The sequence below is a fragment of the Methyloversatilis sp. genome (assembly GCF_030696805.1).
Taxonomy (GTDB): Bacteria; Pseudomonadota; Gammaproteobacteria; order Burkholderiales; family Rhodocyclaceae; genus Methyloversatilis.
In genome coordinates this window covers 42,110-60,417 of the sequence record NZ_JAUYRO010000052.1, presented here as the reverse complement: position 1 = coordinate 60,417, position 18,308 = coordinate 42,110, and the positions used below count along the sequence as shown (strand labels likewise).

Sequence of the window (18,308 nt, the reverse complement as noted above, 5' to 3'; positions counted from 1 at the left end):
TGCCGGCCACGGCGGCCCGACTGCTCAACACCCCGCCGCGCCAGATGGGATATGCACTGAAGACGTACGACATCGAAGTCCGGCGCTTCTAGCTTGGGATGACATCCTGTCGTGGCGCGCGCCACGACTGGATGTCATCCGGGCCTCTCGTCACGCCCTCCTGTTCTTCCCCTGTTGCAAACGACACAAAGCCGACAGGCGCGCCACGCCGCTTTGCTTCACTGCCGACCGGGGTGCAGTTTGGAAATCAAAAAACTCATTAATATCATTCTGTTGCGATCAATTCGGGTGATGGCATAGCGCTTGCTGAATGACTGTCGGGAGGAATCGCGACATGGCAGCCGACTTCATCATCAATGACACTACGCTGCGCGACGGCGAGCAGACCGCTGGCGTTGCGTTCACTGCAGACGAGAAGTGCACCATCGCCCGCGCGCTGGCACTGGCCGGCGTGCCGGAAATGGAAATCGGCATTCCGACGATGGGTGAAGCGGAGATCGAAGTCATCCAGGACATCGCCTCGCAGCATCTGTCGTCGCAGCTGATGGTGTGGGCGCGCATGGTCGATGCCGATCTCGATGCCGCGCTGCGCTGTCCGGTGGACATCGTGCACATGTCACTGCCGGTGTCCGACCTGCAACTCGAATCCAAGCTGCGGCGCAGCCGTAAATGGGTGCTGGCGCAGATCGTGCCGCACGTCGGACGTGCGCTCGATGCCGGCGTCGACGTCAGCGTCGGCATGGAAGACGCATCGCGTGCCGACATCGACTTCCTGTGCCGCGTAGCCGAAGAAGCGCAGCGGGCCGGCGCGCGCCGTGTGCGTTTCGCCGACACACTGGGCATGCTCGACCCGTTCGGCACCTGGATGATGGTGTCGCGCCTGCGTCGCGCGGTCGACATCGAAATCGAAATGCATGCCCATAATGATCTCGGGCTGGCCACCGCCAACACGCTGGCCGCCTTCCGCGCCGGGGCAACGCATGCCAACACGACGGTGAACGGTCTGGGCGAGCGCGCCGGCAATGCGCCGCTGGAAGAGGTGGTGATGGCGATGCGCCACATCCACGGGGCCGATGCCGGCATCACGACGCAGTCGCTGGTGCAGATATCGCACCTGGTCGAGCGGGCATCGGGCCGGCGCATCGCCGCCAACAAGAGCATCGTCGGTTCCCACGTGTTCACCCACGAGTCAGGCATCCATGTCGATGGCCTGATCAAGAACCCGCTCAACTACCAGAGCTTCGACCCGGCCGAACTGGGCCGTTCGCACCGCATGGTGCTGGGCAAGCATTCGGGCTCGCACGCGGTACTCGCCGCGTACGCGCAGCTCGGCATGTACCCGTCGGTGCCGGAAGTCGCACAGATCATCGAGCGCATCCGCGCCTACGCCACGCGCAACAAGCGCGAACCGGACGCCACCCAGCTCGCCGATTTCTACCTCGAGGTCATGCGCACGCAGCGGGAGACTTCATGAATACGGACAACGCCACCTTGGATCCCTGCATCGATCCCTCCCCGCCGCCCGCAACGCTTGGGCTGTTCGCCATGCTGCGCGAAGACGTGGCATGCGTGTTCAAACGCGACCCGGCGGCGCGCAGCACGCTCGAACTGCTGACCATCTACCCCGGCATCCAGGCGCTGGTGCTGCATCGCCTCTCCCACGCGCTGTGGCTGCGCGGCCTGCGCTATCTGCCGCGCCTGCTGTCCTTCGTCACGCGCTTCCTGACCAATGTGGACATCCATCCGGCAGCGTGCATCGGCCGGCGCTTCTTCATCGATCACGGTGCCTGCGTGGTGATCGGCGAGACGGCAGAAATCGGCGACGACGTGACGCTGTATCACGGCGTCACGCTGGGCGGCACCACCTGGAGCGCCGGCAAGCGCCACCCGACGCTGGGTTCCGGCGTCGTGGTCGGAGCCGGCGCCAAGATACTCGGTGCCATCACCGTCGGCGACTGCGCGCGCGTGGCCGCCAATTCAGTGGTGATCGAAGACGTGTCGCCCGGCATGACCGTGGTCGGCATTCCCGGCCGGATGGTGCTGCCGAAAAGCCAGCGCCGCATCACCGACGGCGGCATCGACCTCGACCACCACCAGATGCCCGATCCGGTCGGCAAGGCACTTGCCTGTCTGCTCGAACGCATAGCCGATCTCGAATGCGAGATCGGCCGCCTGAAAGGCGACCTGCCCGCCATGCAGGGCGCCTGTCGCGACTGCGACGACACCTGTTCTCAACCCGCCTTCGACGGCAGCCTGCACGCCGCCGACATCCCACAAGGAGTGAATCGTCATGGATGAACTGACCCAGCGTCTGGCCACACTTTCGTCGGCCGAAGATTTCCTGGAATTCTTTGCACTGCCCTTCGACCAGTCGGTCGTCAATGTGAACCGGCTGCACATCCTGAAGCGCTTCTACCAGTACCTGCGCGGCGAGCAGGGCGTGGCCGAGGGCGAGCCCGCTGTTGTGTATGCGCGTTATCGCGGCCTGCTGCTGCGCGCCTATGAAGACTTCGTCAAGTCCACGCCGGCGCAGGAAAAAGTGTTCAAGGTATTCCAGGAGGCGGACGGCCAGCAGCGCGTCTCGCTCGAAAGCCTGCGCTCGACGCTGCCGTCGGTCGTCTGAACGTGCGCAAGGAGTGCGATCGTCATGATGGATACCAGCGATACATTTCTCGCCCGCGTCGGCGCGCTTGAAAGCGAAGCGGCCGGCCACTACGAAGTGGCTGCGCAGCATGCGCTGAATGCCGGCGATCTCGAACTCGAAGTCTTCTTCCAGAACCTCGCTTCGCTGGCCCGCATGGAAGCAGGTGAGGCGCTCGGCGGCTCGCTACCGGTGACCGCGCTGTTGCCGCGCATCCGGCCGATCGAAATGGAAAAGCCGCGCAGCGCCGTCAAGGTCATCAGCGACGAAGCGCTCGACCTGTATCGCTCGCTCGAACGCGCGCTCGACCTGAAGCGGCGCAGCCACAGCTACTACGCCACGATGGCCGTGCTCGCCCCCGAACCGGGGCTGCGCAAGATGGCGCGCGCCTTCGCCCACGACGACGCGGCGCACCTCACGGAGATCGAGAACTGGATCTCCCGCATGACCGCCTGACCCTTCCAACCTGAAAGACGCATCATGCCCAAGCCGCTCAAACACGTATTCGTATGCAGTCAACAACGCCCCAACGGACACCCGCGTGGTTCCTGCGCACAGAAGGGCGGCGCCGAAGTGCTGCAGACTTTCTGGGCCGAACTGCAGGCACGCAACTGCTTCGACAGGATCGCCGTGACCTACTCGGGTTGCCTCGGTCCGTGCGATCAGGGCACCAACGTCGTCGTCTATCCGGAAGGCGTCCTGTACTCGAACGTGACCAAGGCCGATGTCGCTGAGATTTTCACCCAGCATCTGCTTGGCGAAGCGCCGGTGGAACGCCTGCTTGCCGGCGAGGCGGTCTGGTGAATCTGTTCACCGGCGAAAGCGCGGACGAATTCTTCGGTGGCAGCGTGCCGCCTGCGGTGCGCCGCCTGCTTGATGAAGCGGTCGGTGCGCCGCCGCTACGGGTCGAGGCGCTGTTATGGACAGCGCAGGCCAGCGCGCCGGAATGTCTGCCCGTGTATTACCTGCTGTACAAGTTCCACGCCGGGCGACGCCAGTTCGAGCTGGCCGAAAAGGCCGCCTGCAAGGGCATCGACGTTGCCGGCCGGCAGGCGAAGCTGAATGTTGACTGGACGCGGGTGCAACCCGGTGACGGCGATTTTTCGTCAACCGGTCCGGCACGCTTCTGGCTGTTCAGCCTGAAGGCGCTGGCCTTCATCTGCCTGCGTTCCGGGCGCAGCGACGAAGCGCGCGCACTGGTCGGACACATCACCCGCCTCGACCCCACGCAAGGGCTGGGCGGTGAAGTCCTCACGTCGCTGCTCGACGGTAGCGCGCCCGGCGATTGATCCCGGCCAGGTTTGTCGTCTCAAAGGGAGTCGACGATCTAGTGTTGGGCATCGCTGCGCTCACCCCAACCTACGGTCACGGATCAATCGCGCAGCCCCGTAGGTTGGGGTGAGCGCAGCGATGCCCAACGACCGCCCGTCGCCGCACGCTTCCGCTGCAACCCGGTTGCACGCCGCTACGTGCCCCGTACCTGTCGCCACACGACACACCGGTTATTGGCCGGCATTGCGTGATCTTCGATCAACTGCAAGCCAGCTTTGCGAGCCAGCGCATCGACCGCCTCGAAATCGCGGATGCCCCGGTGGGGTGCGCCGGCCTTGAGCGAGCGGTCGAACTCGGCGTTGCTGTCGCTGGTGAAGCGGCCTGCGTAGTTGAAGGGACCGTAAATCAGCAGCAGGCCGCCCGGCGACAGCACGGCCGGCAGCGCGGCGAACAGTGCGACCACTTCGCTCCACGCCATGATGTGCAGCGTATTGGCGCTGAACACCGCGTCATGCCAGGCATCCGGCCAGAACCGGCTGACGTCCAGGGGCAGCGGTGGTGGCGTGTTCGGCAGCGCCGCGTCATCGAGCCACATGTGGATGCCCGGCAGCATGTCTTCGCGATCGGTGCACTGCCAGCGCAGATGCGGCAGCGCTGCCGCGAAGCGCGCCGCGTGCTGGCCAGTGCCGCTGCCGATTTCGAGCACGGTCCGGCGATCGGCGAAGTGGATGCGCAGGCGCTCCAGGATGACTTCACCGTTGCGATCGCAGGAAGGCGCATAGGGTTTGTCGGGTGACGGGCTGTTCATGGTCGCACTTTGGCATGAAGCAGCACGTCACGCGGCTCCGGCGAGACATTGGGATGCAGGATGTAGCGGCGCAGCAGGCCCTCGGTCTGCATGCCGACGCGTTCGAGCGTACGCGCCGAGCGCGGATTGTCGATGTCGCTCACGGCCTCGACCCGGTACAGCGATCGGTGGCTGAACGCTTCATCGAGGATGGCCGCCAGCGCTTCGGACGCGAGGCCACGGCCCCACAGATCGCGTGCCAGCGCGAAGCCGAGGCGCATCGAATGTCCCTGGCCGAGCAGTTGCAGCAAGCCGCCTGCTTCACCGTCGCCGGTGACCAGCACCCAGGTGCGTGCTGCGTTGCGCTGCCAGCGCGCGAGGTCGTGCGAAATCTGCCGCTGCGTCTGTGCTGGTTCGGCGTGCGCAGCCCATCCGAGATAGCGCGTCACCCGCGCGTCACCGCTGACGCGCGCGAACAGCGCCGGGGCGTCATACGGCAGCGGCTTGCGCAGCAGGCAGCGGGTCGTGTGCAATGTCGGCGCCCATTCAGTCACGCGTCAGCCCGCCCCACTGTGCCAGGACCAGCACCGTGCCGGTGCGAGGCGATGTGCATCGGGTCTCGTCCCTGATGCCTGTCGGGATTGTCGGCGAGCGGTGTCATGTTTGTTTCTGCAGTGCGTGCGATGGAGCGCTGCCTGTCGTCGTGCATGTTCCGGGCCAGTCGCACTTCACTGAGCGGCGCATCGCGGTCGGCGCACGATGCAGAAGCACGACGGACCGCAGCCGCATTCGACAGGTGTCCGCGCAACAGCCGTGCGCAAAGACAAAATCCCGGGTAAGCGAGTCCAGGACCTGTTCTTGCTTGTCAGCAGGAAGATACGTCAGGCAGATTCACCAGGGAGATCACCGCGATGCCGCTTCATGACTTTCACTGCCGCAAATGCGAAATCAACTTCGAACGGCTGGTTCGCGGCGACACGCCGATCACCTGTCCGGGGTGTGGCAGTGATCAGGTGGACAAGCTGCTGTCGGCACCGCAAGCCCCCGGCCGCAGCAAAGACATCATTTCTGCCGGCCGCGCCGCCGCGGCGCGGGAAGGACACTTCAGCAACTACTCCGCGAGCGACCAGGCCAGAACGCGGCGCAAGTGACGGGCGGCCTGTTGGGCATCGCTGCGCTTACCCCAACCTACAAAGGCATGACGACCCCGTAGGTTGGGGTGAGCCGAAGGCGATGCCCAACAGACACAAGTCACGAACCCAAAGATCGGGGACGATCCGAAGCCGATCCCCGGACACCCGCCCCGCGTCACGACCCCGTAGGTTGGGGTGAGCCGAAGGCGATGCCCAACAGACAAAAGTCACGAACCCAAAGATCGGGGACGATCCGAAGCCGATCCGGACACCCGCCCCGCGTCACGACCCCGTAGGTTGGGGTGAGCCGAAGGCGATGCCCAACAAGCGCCGTAGCGAACCCGCAGGTCCAGGCGAGCCGGAACCGGTGACCGACGTCGTCCGTGCTTACTCTTCCGGGCCGAAGCAGGCGACGTAGTCACTGCACGCGCCGCAGCTGGGCGACTTGCAGACGCGGATATCGGCGCGTTCGCACAGCTGCAGGTAGAGGAATTTCTTCCACTTCATGTCCTGCGTGTTGCGCACCGCCAGCGAGGTGAAAAGGTCATGCATGAGTGCGGACAGCATGCTGCGGTCCGGCAGGTCCATGTCCTGCCACAGGTGATCGGCGCCGACACAGGCGGTGGCGACCGCGTGGGCGAGCCACAGATTGTCTTCGTCGGCCTGCGTGCGGTGATCCGCCAGCAGCGTCACCACGTCGTCGATTTCGATGGCTTCGACGAAGTCTTCCGGCGTGTCGAGCCACAGGTCCGGCAGCCATTCCGCTCCGGGAAAGTGCTGCGCCAGCAGTCGTCGTGTGGTCGCAGTGTCGAGGCCATACAGCGGCAGACGGTGCAGGCCATGCAGTCGCCAGCGCTGGCCGATCACGCCGGCCAGTGCGTGCGCCAGCCGGCTTTCCGGATTGCGTGCGAGGCGCATCAGCAGACTGCGGAAGCTGACGGCGCCGGGTCGCTTTCCGGATAAGGCACGGTCTTCGAGCGATTCGGTGCGAGTGTCCATGTCGGTCTCCGGGATGCGTCGGCCGCCGTATCTAGACTTCGGCCGGCTCGTGCGTGTAGCACTTCTTCGGGCACACCTTCGAACAGGCCTGACAGCCGATGCAGTTGGCCTGCGTCCCGATCGTCATGACCTTTCTTTCGTACTCGTCGTCGTCATCGTCGTTCTCGGGATCGACCACGATCAGGTCACCGTCCTCGGTCATGCCGGCCAGCGCCAGCACGTTGTTGGCGCACACCTTGACGCAGCGCGCACAGCCGATGCAGTTGTCCTGGTTCAGCTTGCTGACGAATTTGGGGGTCCAGATTTCGCCGCTGGGCAGCGTGACGGAAAAGGTGGCCATGATGCTTCCTTCGATCAGGAGGGTTGTCCGGCAGCGCGATGTCGGTCACGCATGCGGACAGGCCCCGGGTGGTGTCGCGATGGCCGGGGCCGTCGCGACGGACAGGACAGTTCGTGCTCAGGCCGTCGCGGCGGCCAGATCCTTGCGCGCAGCCATCAGCGACTGGTGCGCGTCATAAGCCGTCTGCGCCACGTCGAGGATCTTTTCCCAGTTGGTCGGCAGGTCTTCCGACAGATCGTGCAGATCCATCTTGGCCTGGGTCGCCCGCGCGTTGAGCTTCTTCACTTCAGCCTTCAAGGTGTCGATGTCTGCCATGGCGCGCTCCTCAACCCCAGTTGGCGACTTCGTTGTACTTGGTCACCATGCCGACGCCCTCTTCGACGAACTTCTGCCCCGCCTCGGCCAGCTTGGCGTAGCTGGGGAAGCCGAATCGATGCGCGTCGCGCAACTGCTTGTTCACCGCGATCAGGCGACCGGCGATCAGCACCATGCGGCCGAAGCCCTCGTGCGACATTTTCATCATCGGCGTCACCATGACCTTGGTTTCGCGTTCGATGGTGAGCCCCACGGCGTTGAAGAACAGCTCGATGCGCCACAGCGTTTCCGGGTCCGGATCGCCCATCAGCGGCAGCGCGCGGCGCGCCTCGGCGCTCAGGATGTAGGGTTCGAGCAGTTGCGCATCGCTCTTGCCTTCCCACGCGCCGTGCATGTCCTGCGCGCGGAACTGCTTGATCAGCTCGCTCAGGAAGGGGGTTGCCAGTGCCGCACTGTCTTCGGCGGTGATGTCCAGGGTTTCAGCCATTTTGTTCAGCCTCGTCTTCAAAATCGAAATCGCGCCGCGCGTCCTTGTCCAGTGCCTTGCGCAGCCACGGCGGCGGCGTACCGCGCAGCACTTCCTGCAACTTGTCCAGAATGTCCATGATGGGTTCCGGCTGGTTCACCTTGATCGGGTGGATCTTGCTGGCCACCACGCGCGCCGCCGCCGAGCCGCCGATGGCGGCGACATAGACGATGGCGACGTCCTTGATCGCTTCCAGCTTGGGCGCGAGCTTGTCCTCGTCGCCGTCCTCGTCGAGCTTGCCGCCGAAGTCGAAACTTTCGAGAAAGTGGTAGCCGTCGCGGTCGATCTCGTACACCGCGAGGTGTTTGGCCCAGCCGAAGTGCGCGTCGACGCACTGCTTGTCCTGGGTGGCGAAGGCGATCTTCATCATCATCTGCTCCTCAAGGTTTCGGTCGATGATCGGTGTCAGGCGCCGACCGCATCGGGTACGACATCGTCTGCCGGGGTGGCACTGCTGCCGCCACATCCACCGGTACTGCACGATGTGGCGTGTGCGCCGCTGGCCGCGCGCCGGCTCTCTTCCGGCAGCGGCCAGTCCTGCGGCGTGTTCTGGTGTTCGTCGGCGAGGAAGATGTTGGCCCAGCCGTTGATCAGTTCGCGTGTGCCGCGGTAGCCCACCATCAGCATGTGGGCGGCGCCCAGGCGGTCGAACATCGGAATGCCGACACGGTGCAGCGGCACGCCGAGCCGTTCGGCCGCCTGGCGACCGTGCGAATGGGTGATCAGCAGTTGCGCGCCGCCCGCCTTGGCGCGGATTTCGAGGTCTTCGAGGTCGCCCACCAGCACTTCGACGCAGGGCACGCCTTCGAGCACGCGCGAGTGCGTCGTGGTGACCGCGGCCACCACGTGCGCCCCCATTTCGGCGGCGGTGGTCGTCAGCGCGTAGAGCAGGTCGGGTTCGGCGGCGAAGGCCATGTTCTTGCTGCCGACCCAGAAGTGGGCGTCGAGCATCACGTCCTGCAGCTGGCTGCGCTGGCGCCGGTATTTGTGCGGCACCGGCCGGCCCGACAGCTCCGACAGGTATTGCAGGAAGTCGTCGACCGCGGCCAGCCCGGTCAGCCGGTCGAACACGCGGAAGGGCACGCCGCAACGTTCTTCGATCGCCGCGGCGGCGGCGTCCATGCGCGCGCCGATGGCCAGCGTGGCCTTGGCCGCGCCCAACTGGCGCAGCGCGTCGGGCGTGGTGCCACCGAGCGTGGTCGGCGTGAAGTTGTCCGGAATGTGGCCATCCATCGAGCCCGATATGTCGGGCAGCACGCGCGCCTGCAGGCCGAAGGCCTCGATCATTTCGCGCAGTTCGTCGATGTCGGCCGGCGTCAGGTGGGCGCCCGGCAGCAGGTTCACCAGGTGGTCGTCGCGCACTTCGCACGGCTGGGCGAAGGCATCGACCACGGCCAGCACGGCCTTGCCCCAGCCGTCCTCGAAGGCGCCGACGTAATCCGGCGTCGACACGTAGACGATGTCGGTGCCAACCAGCGTTTCGCCGTGCTTCTTGCGGATCAGGTTCAGGTAGCCGTCGACGTCGTCACCCTTGGTTTCGGTGAGTCCGGTCGAGGCGATGGCGATCAGCGACGGATTGGCGCGCTTCTTGATGTTGAGGACGGCCTGTTCGATGTTGTCCAGGCCGCCGAGGATGGTGCTCACCTCGTTCATCGCCGTGGTCTGCATCGGGATCGCCTCCTTGAAGTGGCGCACCAGCAGCACCAGTCCGAACGAGGTACAGCCCTGCGAGCCGTGCATCATGGGCATGCAGTTGTCCAGGCCCATGAAGGCGTAGCACGCCCCGAGCGGCTGGCTCATCTTCAGCGGATTGACCGTACAGGCCTTCTTCGAATCGATGACGGTAGCCATGGCGCGATCCTCAGGCGGCGACCACGTCCCAGGGCGCCGGCCGGCGCACCTGTTCCCAGATCGGGTTGTACAGCGCCTTGTCGATTTCGCGCACCAGATCGACCATGCCTTCGTAACCGGCGTAGGCGTGGTGGCGTTCCTGGTTGATGTCCAGCCAGGGCATCTTGGCCTTGAGCGCGATGAACTGGCTGCGGCCGCCGGACAGCATGATGTCGGCCTTGGCGTCCTTGAGCATCGCGTACATTTCGCGCGGCGTCATGTCGTCGATCATGTGGGCGTCCTGGCCCATGAGCTCCTTGATCTTTTCCTTGTCTTCCTTGGTCGACTTCTTGACGCTGGTGCCGACGATTTCCAGCCCGGCTTCCTGCAGCGCGGCGACCACCGACCAGCTCTTCACGCCGCCGGTGATCAGCAGCACCTTCTTGCCTTCGAGCCGCGGGCGATACGCCGCGATGCGTTCGAAGGCGCGCCTTTCCTCGACCGCGATCAGCGCTTCGGTGCGCGCCTTCAGTTCTTCCGGCGCGCCCTTTTCGACCAGCAGTCGCGCGATCTCGCGCAGCGTTTCCGACATGTCGCCGATGCCGTAGAACGAGCCTTCGAAGAACGGAATGTCGTAGCGCTCTTCCATCTTGCGCGCGATGTTGATCATCGACTTCGAGCACACCATCATCGCCGCCTTGGCGCGGTGGCTGTACGCGACCTCGCGGTAGCGGCCGTCACCCGATATGCACGACAGGATGCGCACGCCGAGCGCATCGAGCAGCGGCTTGATCTGCCACAATTCCCCGGCCAGGTTGTATTCGCCGATGATGTTGATGTCGTACGGCGTGACGAAGTCGGGCTCTTCGGTACCGATCACGTAGTCGAGCAGCGCTTCGGCGCCGAGCTTGTTGCCGAGGTTCTTCGGTCCGACGAAGCCGGGTGCATTCACCGGAATCACCGGCTTGCCGAACTTTTCGGTTGCCCGCTTGCACACCGCCTCGATGTCGTCGCCGATCAGCGCGGTGACGCAGGTCTGATAGACGAACACCGCCGGCGGGTCGTACTTCTCGATGATTTCCTTCACCGACCTGAACAGCCGCTTCTCGCCGCCGTAGATCACGTCCAGTTCATTGATGTCGGTGGTGAAGCCGGTGCGGTAGAGCTGCGAGGTACTGGACGAGGAATTGCGGTTGTCCCACGAATTGCCCTCACAGGCGATCGGTCCGTGCACCAGATGGGCGACATCGACGATGGGCTGCAGCGCGACCTTGGCGCCGTCGAAGGCACAGCCGCCAGCGGCCGCGCCGGGCGACAGCTGCTTGGTGCAGCCCTTCTTCTTTTCCTTGGCCGACTTGTTCTGGTTGTGCTCGCAGGCGGGTTCTTCGAACACGTCCTGGATCTTGGCGGATACACGGGCATCCATTGCACACCTCCCATTCGGTCATGGCATCCGTCGCTGGCGACGGCCCTGCAGCCACTTCAGCAGGAATGATGCCAAGCCGCTGCAGCGCACAAAGCGGCCATCGAATCAGCGCAGTAGCGGCACGACGCCTTCCGGCCCGACAAACCGTGAGCGGTTTGCGACAAGGCTTTGTCGGGTTTGGCAGGTGTCGCGCCGGCGGCTCACTCGATACCGTCCATTTTTGCCTTCTGATAGATGGCCGCCTGCAGTCGCCGTGCGATGCCGCCCGGGCTGGCGTCGAAATCGCGGCTCGCCGCATTGAGGGCGTCCTGCGCGATGGCCGATTCGGGCAGCGTCAGCGCAATGCGCCCGGCCATGTGCGTGGCCTGCGGCACCGCGCGCAGGATGGCCTGGCGGTTCGGGTGCTCGATCAGCGGCACCAGCTTCGTGGCCTCCGGCCTGCCGTCAAGGCACACGGCATCGTCGATCACTTCGACCTTGCGGCCGTCTTCCGTCGTCTTCACATGGATCGTCATTTCGCTTCTCCCGTCAGGATGGATTGCACACAGGGGTGTCGAAGCAGGAGACGTGCCGCGACGGGAACGAAGCTTGCTCATGTGTCGGCAGACACCCATCGACACGGAGGCAACCAGCATGCAGATCGGCGTAGACAGCCAGCGCGCGGTGGAGAACAAGCGCGTATTCGTGGTCGACAACGACGACGTCGTCAGCATGGCGCTGCAGTTCATGCTGGCCGACGAAATGGAAACCCATGTGCTGGCCGACAGCGCCGAGGCGCTGGCCAAGGGCCGCAGCGCGCCGCCCGACCTGCTGCTGCTCGGTGCCGGCGTGCTGGCGAGCGAAGGCGTTGGCGTGGTGACGCGCCTGAAGCAAGGGCTGGACGGCGTGAAGATGCTCGTGGTGTGCAGCGATGCCGACGACGAAGAGGTCAAGGCGGCGCTGGCGCTGGGCGCCGAGAGCACCTTGCTGCGTCCGCTCAAGGTGGAAACCGTGCGGCGCAAGGTCGACACCCAGCTGGGCCGTCGCACGCCACTCGAAATTCCGGTCGTGCTGCGCTGAGCGCCCGGCGATGAAAGTCCTGATCGATGCGCCGCACGTCGAGAGCATGATCGACGCCTTCCCGGATCTGGCGACGCTGCGCGAACAGCTGCGCTTCGGCAACCGGGTCGAAGTGCCGGTGTCGCGGCTGTCGGTCGATGCGCTGCGCTTTCTCGGCAAGCTCTACAGTGAGGCGGGGCCGGCCATGCAGTTGCGCGCTGCGCATCTGGCGACGCTGCAGCGCGCGCTCGAGGGCGACGGTCGCCGCTTTGCTGCCGGCGACCTCGAATCGCTGGTGCCGGCACTGGCGCGCCACCTGGCGACCGACGCCATCCGCGGCTGGCTGTTCACCGCCAACCAGATGACGCGACCGCTGCCCTGGGTGGTCAGCCGGCTCGACTACACGCCGGCCGGCAACGACGAAACCGGCAAGGTGTTCATCGAGCTGAAGGCCAACGTGAAGGCCACGCTGGCAACCGCCGTCATCCGCATCTACGGTGCCGACGTGGTCGACCGCACGGTCGGCGAAATACTGGCCGCCAAGGGCTTCCTCAAGGAGACGCCGGAACTGATCGCCGCGTACGACGACACCATCGGCCGCTACTTCGACTGGCGTGGCCGCTACGGCGAACAGTTCTCCGGCATCGGCACCGGCTTCCACGCCGAAGATCCGGCTGCCAGCCACCGCGACACCGACTGGACGCGCAAGGACGTGGTCGTGCTGTCGGCCAGCGGCGGCGCGGCGCGTCTGGTCAACGACGAAGGCATCCTGCCGGCGCGCACGCTGCTGCTCGACGCGCCGGGCGACATCCTCGGCCCGTACCTGCGCAAGGCTGCGAAGAGCAACCGCTACGACGCCGAAGAAGAGGTCGGCGCCTCGCGCGATGCGATGCCCGAAGGCCTGTTCTCGCAGTTGCCGGTGCATCCCTACATCCTGATGTTCCACCTCGACCTGCACCACTACCTGTGGGTGCACGTCGACGACATCACGCCCTGGGCCTACCAGCCTGCGCTGAAGCAGAAGCTGGTGCTGCCGCCGGAACAGACCGACCTGATCGACATCCTGACCGCCGAGATGGACGTACTGATGGACGACATCATCGCCGGCAAGTCGGGCGGCACCACCGTGCTGTGCGCCGGACCGGCCGGCGTCGGCAAGACGCTGACCGCCGAGGTGTATTCGGAAATCATCCGCCGTCCGCTGTACCGCGTGCATTCCGGCCAGCTCGGCCTGAACGTGGCGCAGATGGAAACCGCGCTGAAGGACGTGCTCACGCGCGCCCAGCGCTGGGGCGCGGTGATGCTGATCGACGAGGCCGACGTCTACATCAAGCGGCGCGACGACAACATCACGATGAACGCCGTGGTCGGCGTCTTCCTGCGCGTGCTCGAGTACTTCAACGGCCTGCTGTTCCTGACCACCAACCGCGTCGACGACATCGACGAAGCCATCGTGTCGCGCTGCATTGCGCTAATCAAGTACGCGCCGCCCGACCATGCGGCGCGCGCGCGCATCTGGCAGGTCATGGCGGCACAGTTCGCGCTCGACATCGACGACGCGCTGATCGAACAACTCACCGTTCTGTTCCCCGCCGCCACCGGACGCGACATCAAGGGACTGGCGAAGCTGGCCGCCAAGTACTGCCAGCACAAGGCCTGCCTGCCCACGCTCGACGTGTTCAAGCGCTGCGCGATCTTTCGCGGCATGGACCAGGCGCACGAAACCGGAACCGCTTCCTGACCCACCTCATCTGAATGGAAACCACCATGGCACGCATCGGACTTTTCTTCGGCACCAACAGCGGCAGCACACGCAAGATCGCCAAGCAGATCAAGAAGCGCTTCGACGACGACACGATGGCCGAACCGGTCAACATCAACAAGGCAACGCCGGCCGACCTCGCCGCCTACGATTTCCTGATCCTCGGCACGCCGACCCTGGGCGACGGGCTGCTGCCCGGGCTGGAAGCCGAGTGCGACGACGAAAGCTGGGCCGAGGCGCTCGACAAGCTCAAGGGCACCAGCTTCGCCGGCAAGACGGTGGCGCTGTACGGACTCGGCGACCAGGATACCTACGCGCACGAATTCGTCGACGGCCTGATCCTGCTGTACGACTTCTTCAAGGGCGCCGGCGCGAAGATCGTCGGCGCGTGGCCGACCGACGGCTACAAGTTCGACGTGTCGCAATCGATCATCGACGGCAAGTTCGTCGGTTTGGCCATCGACCAGGACATCCAGCCCGACCTGACCGCCGAGCGCGTCGACGCCTGGCTCAAGCTGATTGCCCAGGACTTCGGTTTGCCGCTCTGATCGAGGCCGCGCGGACAGGGCATCTTTGCGTTCAGCCCGACCTGCGCGGCGGGTCGGGTGCTTTGGCCGACGCGGGGTGTTGGGCATCGCTGCGCTCACCCCAACCTACGGGGATGGGGCGGGTTGCATCGGGCGGCGCTGGGTGGTGTCGGGCATCGCCTACGGGGGGGCTGGCGGGTGTTGCGTGTCGTCTCCGGCTCACCCGAAACCGCGTGGTTCGTAGGTTGGGGTGAGCGCAGCGATGCCCAACAACACGTCATCCGCACCCCGCGCGTTCACCCGCCCGTAGGTTGGGGTGAGCGCAGCGATGCCCAACACCCGCCCTCAACCCCCCCGACCACCTCAATCTTCGTCGTCAAGATCAATCTCGACCACGCCATCGACCAGGCGTATCGGGTACTCCTGCATCGCGCAACCTTCGGGCGCCACGCCCTCGCCGGTGTGACCGTCGAACACCCAGCCGTGGGCGATGCAAGTCAGGGTGTGGCCGCTGAACACGCCGCGCGCAAGCGACACGTCGTCATGCGGACAGGCGGCGTCGAAAGCGCGCGGCCGGCCGCCCTCCGGCCACATCACCACGACTTCCGTCTTGCCCACGATGCACGGCACGAGTTCGCCCTCATAGAGCAGGTTGCTTTTGCACAACGGCTGAAAAGCCATGTCGTTCTCCCGGGAACACTGTAGGTTTTCCGACCCGGCGGGCCGGATACCATGCACGAGCAAAATCGATACCGGATCGGCGTGTGGTCGGGTGTTGCGCCGAGCGACGTTGCGGTGTTGGGCATCGCTGCGCTCACCCCAACCTACGGGATGCGCCGTAGGTTGGGGTGAGCGCAGCGATGCCCAACACGAACGTTATTCCGCGATGCCCATACATCCAGTATGCCAAACGCAGTCGATGCATTTATCATTGCCCGATGCGCTACCGTCGTTCGTCCGCCCCCGGCGCGACCTTCTTCTTTACGCTGGCGTTGGCCGACCGGTCATCCGGTCTGCTGCTTCGCCACATAGGGGCGCTGCGCAAGGCCGTTCGCGTCACGGCGTTGCACCACCCCTTCCACATCGATGCGGCTGTTGTCCTGCCGGATCATCTGCACATGTTGTGGACGCTCCCGACCGGCGATGCCGACTACGCGACACGCTGGATGCTGGTCAAGGCGGCCTTCTCGCGCGCCCTGCCGCGCGACGAAACGATAGACGCCAGCCGCGCCCGCAAGGGTGAGCGCGGCGTGTGGCAGCGACGCTACTGGGAACACCTGGTTCGCGACGACGACGATTACGCGCGCCACGTCGACTACATCCACTTCAACCCGGTGAAACACGGGCTGGTCTCCCGCGTCGCCGACTGGCCGCATTCGTCGTTTCACCGCTATGTCGAGCGGGGTATCCTGCCTGCTGACTGGGGCGGCGAGGGTTCGCCGGTCGAAGGCCGGTTCGGGGAATGAGGTGGGTGCCGCCGGATCAGATTTGGTGTCGGGAATCGCCTTTTGCTCACCCGACCTACGGGGTGTGTCGGGTGGGATGCGAGGTGGCGGGTGGGTGTTGGGCATCGCCTTCGGCTCACCCCAACCTACGGTGGATCGCGGAATGCGGGGTGGCCGGGCATCGGCTCTGGCTCACCCGAAACCGCGTGGTCCGTAGGTTGGGGTGAGCGCAGCGATGCCCAACACCCGCCGTGGCTTCGTCGTGATGGAAAAACGGGCTGCCCGGTTTCCCGGGCAGCCCGTCCGGACTGCTCTGAGCGGACCGGGGTTGCCCCCGGTGCCGGTACTCAGCGGATGATGTCGTACGAGTAGTCGGTCTTGCCGGCGACGATCGTGTTCACGTCGATGGACTCGAAGAACTCGTCCAGCAGCATGACCAGCACGCGCAGGCCGCCTTCGTAACCCCAGATCGGGTAGCGGTGGTAGTGGTGGCGATCGAAGATCGGGAACACCATGCGGATCAGTGGTGTTCCGGTGTCGCGCTCGAGGTACTTGCCGTAGGTGTTGCCGATCAGGAAGTCCACCGGCTCGGTGAAGAGCAGCGAACGCATGTGCCAAAGGTCTCGCTTCGGGTACACCTTGCAGCCGGCACCGTAGGGCGACGCGTCCAGTACCTCCTGCACCCTCTTCGCCCACTCCTTCTCGCCGTTGGTGGCCAGGATGTGTGCCGGCTCAGCACCGAGTTCCAGCAGGAATTCGGTCAGGCCGAGCATCATGTCCGGGTCGCCGTACATGGCGTAGCGCTTGCCGTGCAGGTGAGCCTGGCTGTCGGCCATCGCGTCGACCAGCTGGCCGCGCTCCAGCTCGAGTTCGGCCGGGATCGGCTTGCCCGTGATGCGCGACAGTTCCATCAGGAACTTGTCGGTGCCGGCGACGCCGATCGGGCTGTTCAGCTTGACCACTTCCTGACCGTGGTCGGCGATGAACTTTGCGGTCTTCTCGCAGCAGAATTCCTGGAAGATGATGGTGGCCTTGGCGTTGAGCGCGCGCTCGACGGTGGCTTTGGTCGTGCCGCCTTCATACATGCGGAACTCGCCGTCGGTCGGCGTGTTCCACACTTCCGACGGATCGCAGATGATGTTGTAGTCGATGCCGAACAAACCGAGGATGCGCTTCATTTCCTTCATGTTGCCGACGACGAACCCGTCGAAGCCGAAAATGAAGTTGATCGACTCGTCGGGTACGCGCTCGAGCTTCGGTGCGGTGTCTGCCTTGCCGTCCCAGAAGTGGCGCACGATGCCGAGCAGCGCATTGTCGTAGCCGGTGATGTGGCTGCCGACGAAGGCCGGGGTGTGGGCGAACGGCACGTCGAAGTCGGCCGGCACGCTGCCTTTTTCCTTCGAGGTCTTGATGAAGGCGTTCAGGTCGTCACCGATGACTTCCGCCATGCAGGTGGTCGACACCGCGATCATTTCCGGCTTGTACAGGTTGAGCGTGTTGGCCAGGCCGTCGATCATGTTGTTCAGACCGCCGAACACGGCCGCGTCTTCGGTCATCGACGAGGACACGCACGAAGTCGGTTCCTTAAAGTGGCGCGAGAAGTGCGAACGGTAGTAGGCAACACAGCCCTGCGAGCCGTGCACGAACGACAGGGTCTTGGCGAAGCCGTTGGCGACGTAGACCGCGCCCAGCGGCTGGCAGGCCTTGGCCGGATTGACGGTGAGCGCTTCGCGGGCGAAGTTCTTCTGTTTGTAATCCTCGGTCTTCGTCCATTCGACGATTTCCTGGATCTTGTTGTCGGCATGGTTGAACTCGAATTCGGACTTCTTGTCCGCGAGCATCTTCTGGTACTCGGGCTCGCGGAAGAGCAGTTCGTGGTCGAGAATTTTGTCGGCTGATTGAGGCATGGTTGATAGCTCCTTGATGTAGGGTGGGCCGGCAGCATCAAGCCACCTGGCCCGTCGACACGCGGGTCGTTCGTGGTGGGTTTCGGTGCCCTCGGCCCACCCTGGGGTCTGCTGACAATTGATTCGTCCGTCGCGCACAGGCCGGGCGGCGTCCATGGCAAGGCGCGCCGACGCAGCCTGACTGGCCGTCAGGTCAGGAGGTGCAACGCCGCCATGGACGCCGCCCGGCCTGTGCCCTTCGGGTTGTCGTTGAGCCGCCCGCGCCCTGCGTTGCGCTTCTTGCCGAGACGGCCAGTCTCGGCTGCGTCGCGCGCCTTGTTCGCGATCGGCTCAACGGCAACGCGGCGGACGAATCAATTG

Annotated in this window: 23 protein-coding genes; 11 read left to right on the top strand and 12 right to left on the bottom strand. The window is 64.9% G+C overall.

What is annotated here, in order from left to right:
* Window positions 1–334: 334 nt before the first annotated feature.
* The 6 genes from nifV (at window position 335) to Q8R75_RS09260 (ending at window position 3,930) form a co-directional block, all read left to right on the top strand.
* Window positions 335–1,474, top strand: a complete 1,140-nt coding sequence (nifV, locus tag Q8R75_RS09285) for a homocitrate synthase (RefSeq protein WP_305613633.1) — start codon at window positions 335–337, stop codon at window positions 1,472–1,474.
* Between the two features lie 71 nt (window positions 1,475–1,545).
* Window positions 1,546–2,298 carry a serine O-acetyltransferase gene (cysE, locus tag Q8R75_RS09280; protein WP_305626220.1) on the top strand — a complete coding sequence of 251 codons (753 nt, stop codon included), beginning with the start codon at window positions 1,546–1,548 and terminating at the stop codon, window positions 2,296–2,298.
* Window positions 2,291–2,623: a nitrogenase stabilizing/protective protein NifW gene (gene nifW, locus Q8R75_RS09275; protein WP_257080215.1), complete on the top strand. Its 333-nt coding sequence runs from the start codon at window positions 2,291–2,293 to the stop codon at window positions 2,621–2,623. The genes cysE and nifW overlap by 8 nt, the downstream gene beginning before the upstream one ends.
* A gap of 24 nt (window positions 2,624–2,647) precedes the next feature.
* Entirely contained in the window at window positions 2,648–3,097 is a 450-nt protein-coding gene (locus tag Q8R75_RS09270) for a hypothetical protein (protein ID WP_305613773.1), read from the top strand.
* Window positions 3,098–3,121: 24 nt separating this feature from the next.
* Window positions 3,122–3,445: a (2Fe-2S) ferredoxin domain-containing protein gene (locus Q8R75_RS09265; protein ID WP_305613774.1), complete on the top strand. Its 324-nt coding sequence runs from the start codon at window positions 3,122–3,124 to the stop codon at window positions 3,443–3,445.
* The gene (locus Q8R75_RS09260; protein ID WP_305613775.1) at window positions 3,442–3,930 is read left to right on the top strand and encodes a hypothetical protein; all 489 of its coding nucleotides are present in this window, start codon (window positions 3,442–3,444) and stop codon (window positions 3,928–3,930) included. The genes Q8R75_RS09265 and Q8R75_RS09260 overlap by 4 nt, the downstream gene beginning before the upstream one ends.
* A 176-nt stretch (window positions 3,931–4,106) precedes the next feature.
* Here the strand turns inward: Q8R75_RS09260 and Q8R75_RS09255 are convergent, their stop codons facing one another.
* On the bottom strand, window positions 4,107–4,721 hold the full coding sequence (locus Q8R75_RS09255) for a DUF938 domain-containing protein (protein WP_305613776.1): 615 nt from the start codon (window positions 4,719–4,721) through the stop codon (window positions 4,107–4,109).
* The gene (locus Q8R75_RS09250) at window positions 4,718–5,254 is read right to left on the bottom strand and encodes a GNAT family N-acetyltransferase (protein WP_305613777.1); all 537 of its coding nucleotides are present in this window, start codon (window positions 5,252–5,254) and stop codon (window positions 4,718–4,720) included. Before Q8R75_RS09250 ends, Q8R75_RS09255 begins: the two co-directional genes overlap by 4 nt.
* A gap of 357 nt (window positions 5,255–5,611) precedes the next feature.
* On the opposite strand from Q8R75_RS09250, the gene Q8R75_RS09245 reads away from it, so the two are divergent.
* The gene (locus Q8R75_RS09245; protein WP_305613778.1) at window positions 5,612–5,851 is read left to right on the top strand and encodes a zinc ribbon domain-containing protein; all 240 of its coding nucleotides are present in this window, start codon (window positions 5,612–5,614) and stop codon (window positions 5,849–5,851) included.
* A 369-nt stretch (window positions 5,852–6,220) separates the two neighbouring features.
* Here the strand turns inward: Q8R75_RS09245 and Q8R75_RS09240 are convergent, their stop codons facing one another.
* The 8 genes from Q8R75_RS09240 to Q8R75_RS09205 form a co-directional block, all read right to left on the bottom strand.
* Window positions 6,221–6,832, bottom strand: a complete 612-nt coding sequence (locus Q8R75_RS09240; protein WP_305613779.1) for a nitrogen fixation protein NifQ — start codon at window positions 6,830–6,832, stop codon at window positions 6,221–6,223.
* A 31-nt stretch (window positions 6,833–6,863) separates the two neighbouring features.
* A complete protein-coding gene (fdxB, locus tag Q8R75_RS09235; protein ID WP_305613780.1) occupies window positions 6,864–7,172 on the bottom strand; it encodes a ferredoxin III, nif-specific in 309 nt (102 codons plus the stop codon).
* A gap of 117 nt (window positions 7,173–7,289) precedes the next feature.
* Window positions 7,290–7,487 carry a CCE_0567 family metalloprotein gene (locus tag Q8R75_RS09230; protein ID WP_305613781.1) on the bottom strand — a complete coding sequence of 66 codons (198 nt, stop codon included), beginning with the start codon at window positions 7,485–7,487 and terminating at the stop codon, window positions 7,290–7,292.
* 10 nt (window positions 7,488–7,497) lie between these two features.
* A complete protein-coding gene (locus Q8R75_RS09225; RefSeq protein ID WP_305613782.1) occupies window positions 7,498–7,974 on the bottom strand; it encodes a NifX-associated nitrogen fixation protein in 477 nt (158 codons plus the stop codon).
* Window positions 7,967–8,380, bottom strand: a complete 414-nt coding sequence (nifX, locus tag Q8R75_RS09220) for a nitrogen fixation protein NifX (protein ID WP_305663643.1) — start codon at window positions 8,378–8,380, stop codon at window positions 7,967–7,969. Before nifX ends, Q8R75_RS09225 begins: the two co-directional genes overlap by 8 nt.
* A 38-nt stretch (window positions 8,381–8,418) precedes the next feature.
* Window positions 8,419–9,864 (bottom strand): nitrogenase iron-molybdenum cofactor biosynthesis protein NifN, encoded by a 1,446-nt coding sequence (nifN, locus tag Q8R75_RS09215; RefSeq protein WP_305613784.1) that lies wholly within the window; start codon window positions 9,862–9,864, stop codon window positions 8,419–8,421.
* A gap of 10 nt (window positions 9,865–9,874) precedes the next feature.
* Window positions 9,875–11,269, bottom strand: coding sequence for a nitrogenase iron-molybdenum cofactor biosynthesis protein NifE (gene nifE / locus Q8R75_RS09210; protein WP_305613785.1), 1,395 nt, complete (start codon window positions 11,267–11,269; stop codon window positions 9,875–9,877).
* 200 nt (window positions 11,270–11,469) lie between these two features.
* On the bottom strand, window positions 11,470–11,784 hold the full coding sequence (locus Q8R75_RS09205; protein ID WP_257080228.1) for a hypothetical protein: 315 nt from the start codon (window positions 11,782–11,784) through the stop codon (window positions 11,470–11,472).
* A 118-nt stretch (window positions 11,785–11,902) separates the two neighbouring features.
* Here Q8R75_RS09205 and Q8R75_RS09200 point away from each other — a divergent pair, with 118 nt between their 5' ends.
* From Q8R75_RS09200 to Q8R75_RS09190, 3 genes are read left to right on the top strand one after another with little or no spacing between them, the layout of a single operon-like run.
* On the top strand, window positions 11,903–12,328 hold the full coding sequence (locus tag Q8R75_RS09200) for a response regulator (protein WP_305613786.1): 426 nt from the start codon (window positions 11,903–11,905) through the stop codon (window positions 12,326–12,328).
* Window positions 12,329–12,338: 10 nt separating this feature from the next.
* The gene (locus tag Q8R75_RS09195) at window positions 12,339–14,048 is read left to right on the top strand and encodes an ATP-binding protein (protein WP_305613787.1); all 1,710 of its coding nucleotides are present in this window, start codon (window positions 12,339–12,341) and stop codon (window positions 14,046–14,048) included.
* Window positions 14,049–14,074: 26 nt separating this feature from the next.
* Window positions 14,075–14,617 carry a flavodoxin gene (locus Q8R75_RS09190; RefSeq protein WP_305627054.1) on the top strand — a complete coding sequence of 181 codons (543 nt, stop codon included), beginning with the start codon at window positions 14,075–14,077 and terminating at the stop codon, window positions 14,615–14,617.
* 342 nt (window positions 14,618–14,959) lie between these two features.
* Here the strand turns inward: Q8R75_RS09190 and Q8R75_RS09185 are convergent, their stop codons facing one another.
* Window positions 14,960–15,277, bottom strand: a complete 318-nt coding sequence (locus Q8R75_RS09185; protein WP_305615498.1) for a Rieske 2Fe-2S domain-containing protein — start codon at window positions 15,275–15,277, stop codon at window positions 14,960–14,962.
* Window positions 15,278–15,534: 257 nt separating this feature from the next.
* Between Q8R75_RS09185 and Q8R75_RS09180 the strand changes: the two genes are divergently transcribed.
* Window positions 15,535–16,062, top strand: a complete 528-nt coding sequence (locus tag Q8R75_RS09180) for a transposase (RefSeq protein WP_305615500.1) — start codon at window positions 15,535–15,537, stop codon at window positions 16,060–16,062.
* A gap of 326 nt (window positions 16,063–16,388) precedes the next feature.
* Here Q8R75_RS09180 and nifK read toward each other — a convergent pair whose 3' ends face one another.
* A complete protein-coding gene (nifK, locus tag Q8R75_RS09175) occupies window positions 16,389–17,948 on the bottom strand; it encodes a nitrogenase molybdenum-iron protein subunit beta (RefSeq protein ID WP_305615502.1) in 1,560 nt (519 codons plus the stop codon).
* Window positions 17,949–18,308: the final 360 nt, after the last annotated feature.

Bases quoted from the DNA above. Each gene is read 5' to 3' on its own strand.
- Q8R75_RS09225 (WP_305613782.1), bottom strand. From the start codon at position 7,974: ATGGCTGAAACCCTGGACATCACCGCCGAAGACAGTGCGGCACTGGCA.
- Q8R75_RS09255 (WP_305613776.1), bottom strand. From the start codon at position 4,721: ATGAACAGCCCGTCACCCGACAAACCCTATGCGCCTTCCTGCGATCGC.
- Q8R75_RS09195 (WP_305613787.1), top strand. From the start codon at position 12,339: ATGAAAGTCCTGATCGATGCGCCGCACGTCGAGAGCATGATCGACGCC.
- Q8R75_RS09190 (WP_305627054.1), top strand. From the start codon at position 14,075: ATGGCACGCATCGGACTTTTCTTCGGCACCAACAGCGGCAGCACACGC.
- Q8R75_RS09180 (WP_305615500.1), top strand. From the start codon at position 15,535: ATGCGCTACCGTCGTTCGTCCGCCCCCGGCGCGACCTTCTTCTTTACG.
- Q8R75_RS09270 (WP_305613773.1), top strand. From the start codon at position 2,648: ATGATGGATACCAGCGATACATTTCTCGCCCGCGTCGGCGCGCTTGAA.
- nifV (WP_305613633.1), top strand. From the start codon at position 335: ATGGCAGCCGACTTCATCATCAATGACACTACGCTGCGCGACGGCGAG.
- fdxB (WP_305613780.1), bottom strand. From the start codon at position 7,172: ATGGCCACCTTTTCCGTCACGCTGCCCAGCGGCGAAATCTGGACCCCC.
- Q8R75_RS09245 (WP_305613778.1), top strand. From the start codon at position 5,612: ATGCCGCTTCATGACTTTCACTGCCGCAAATGCGAAATCAACTTCGAA.
- Q8R75_RS09185 (WP_305615498.1), bottom strand. From the start codon at position 15,277: ATGGCTTTTCAGCCGTTGTGCAAAAGCAACCTGCTCTATGAGGGCGAA.
- Q8R75_RS09200 (WP_305613786.1), top strand. From the start codon at position 11,903: ATGCAGATCGGCGTAGACAGCCAGCGCGCGGTGGAGAACAAGCGCGTA.
- cysE (WP_305626220.1), top strand. From the start codon at position 1,546: ATGCTGCGCGAAGACGTGGCATGCGTGTTCAAACGCGACCCGGCGGCG.
- nifW (WP_257080215.1), top strand. From the start codon at position 2,291: ATGGATGAACTGACCCAGCGTCTGGCCACACTTTCGTCGGCCGAAGAT.
- nifX (WP_305663643.1), bottom strand. From the start codon at position 8,380: ATGAAGATCGCCTTCGCCACCCAGGACAAGCAGTGCGTCGACGCGCAC.
- Q8R75_RS09230 (WP_305613781.1), bottom strand. From the start codon at position 7,487: ATGGCAGACATCGACACCTTGAAGGCTGAAGTGAAGAAGCTCAACGCG.
- nifK (WP_305615502.1), bottom strand. From the start codon at position 17,948: ATGCCTCAATCAGCCGACAAAATTCTCGACCACGAACTGCTCTTCCGC.
- nifN (WP_305613784.1), bottom strand. From the start codon at position 9,864: ATGGCTACCGTCATCGATTCGAAGAAGGCCTGTACGGTCAATCCGCTG.
- Q8R75_RS09265 (WP_305613774.1), top strand. From the start codon at position 3,122: ATGCCCAAGCCGCTCAAACACGTATTCGTATGCAGTCAACAACGCCCC.
- Q8R75_RS09240 (WP_305613779.1), bottom strand. From the start codon at position 6,832: ATGGACACTCGCACCGAATCGCTCGAAGACCGTGCCTTATCCGGAAAG.
- nifE (WP_305613785.1), bottom strand. From the start codon at position 11,269: ATGGATGCCCGTGTATCCGCCAAGATCCAGGACGTGTTCGAAGAACCC.
- Q8R75_RS09205 (WP_257080228.1), bottom strand. From the start codon at position 11,784: ATGACGATCCATGTGAAGACGACGGAAGACGGCCGCAAGGTCGAAGTG.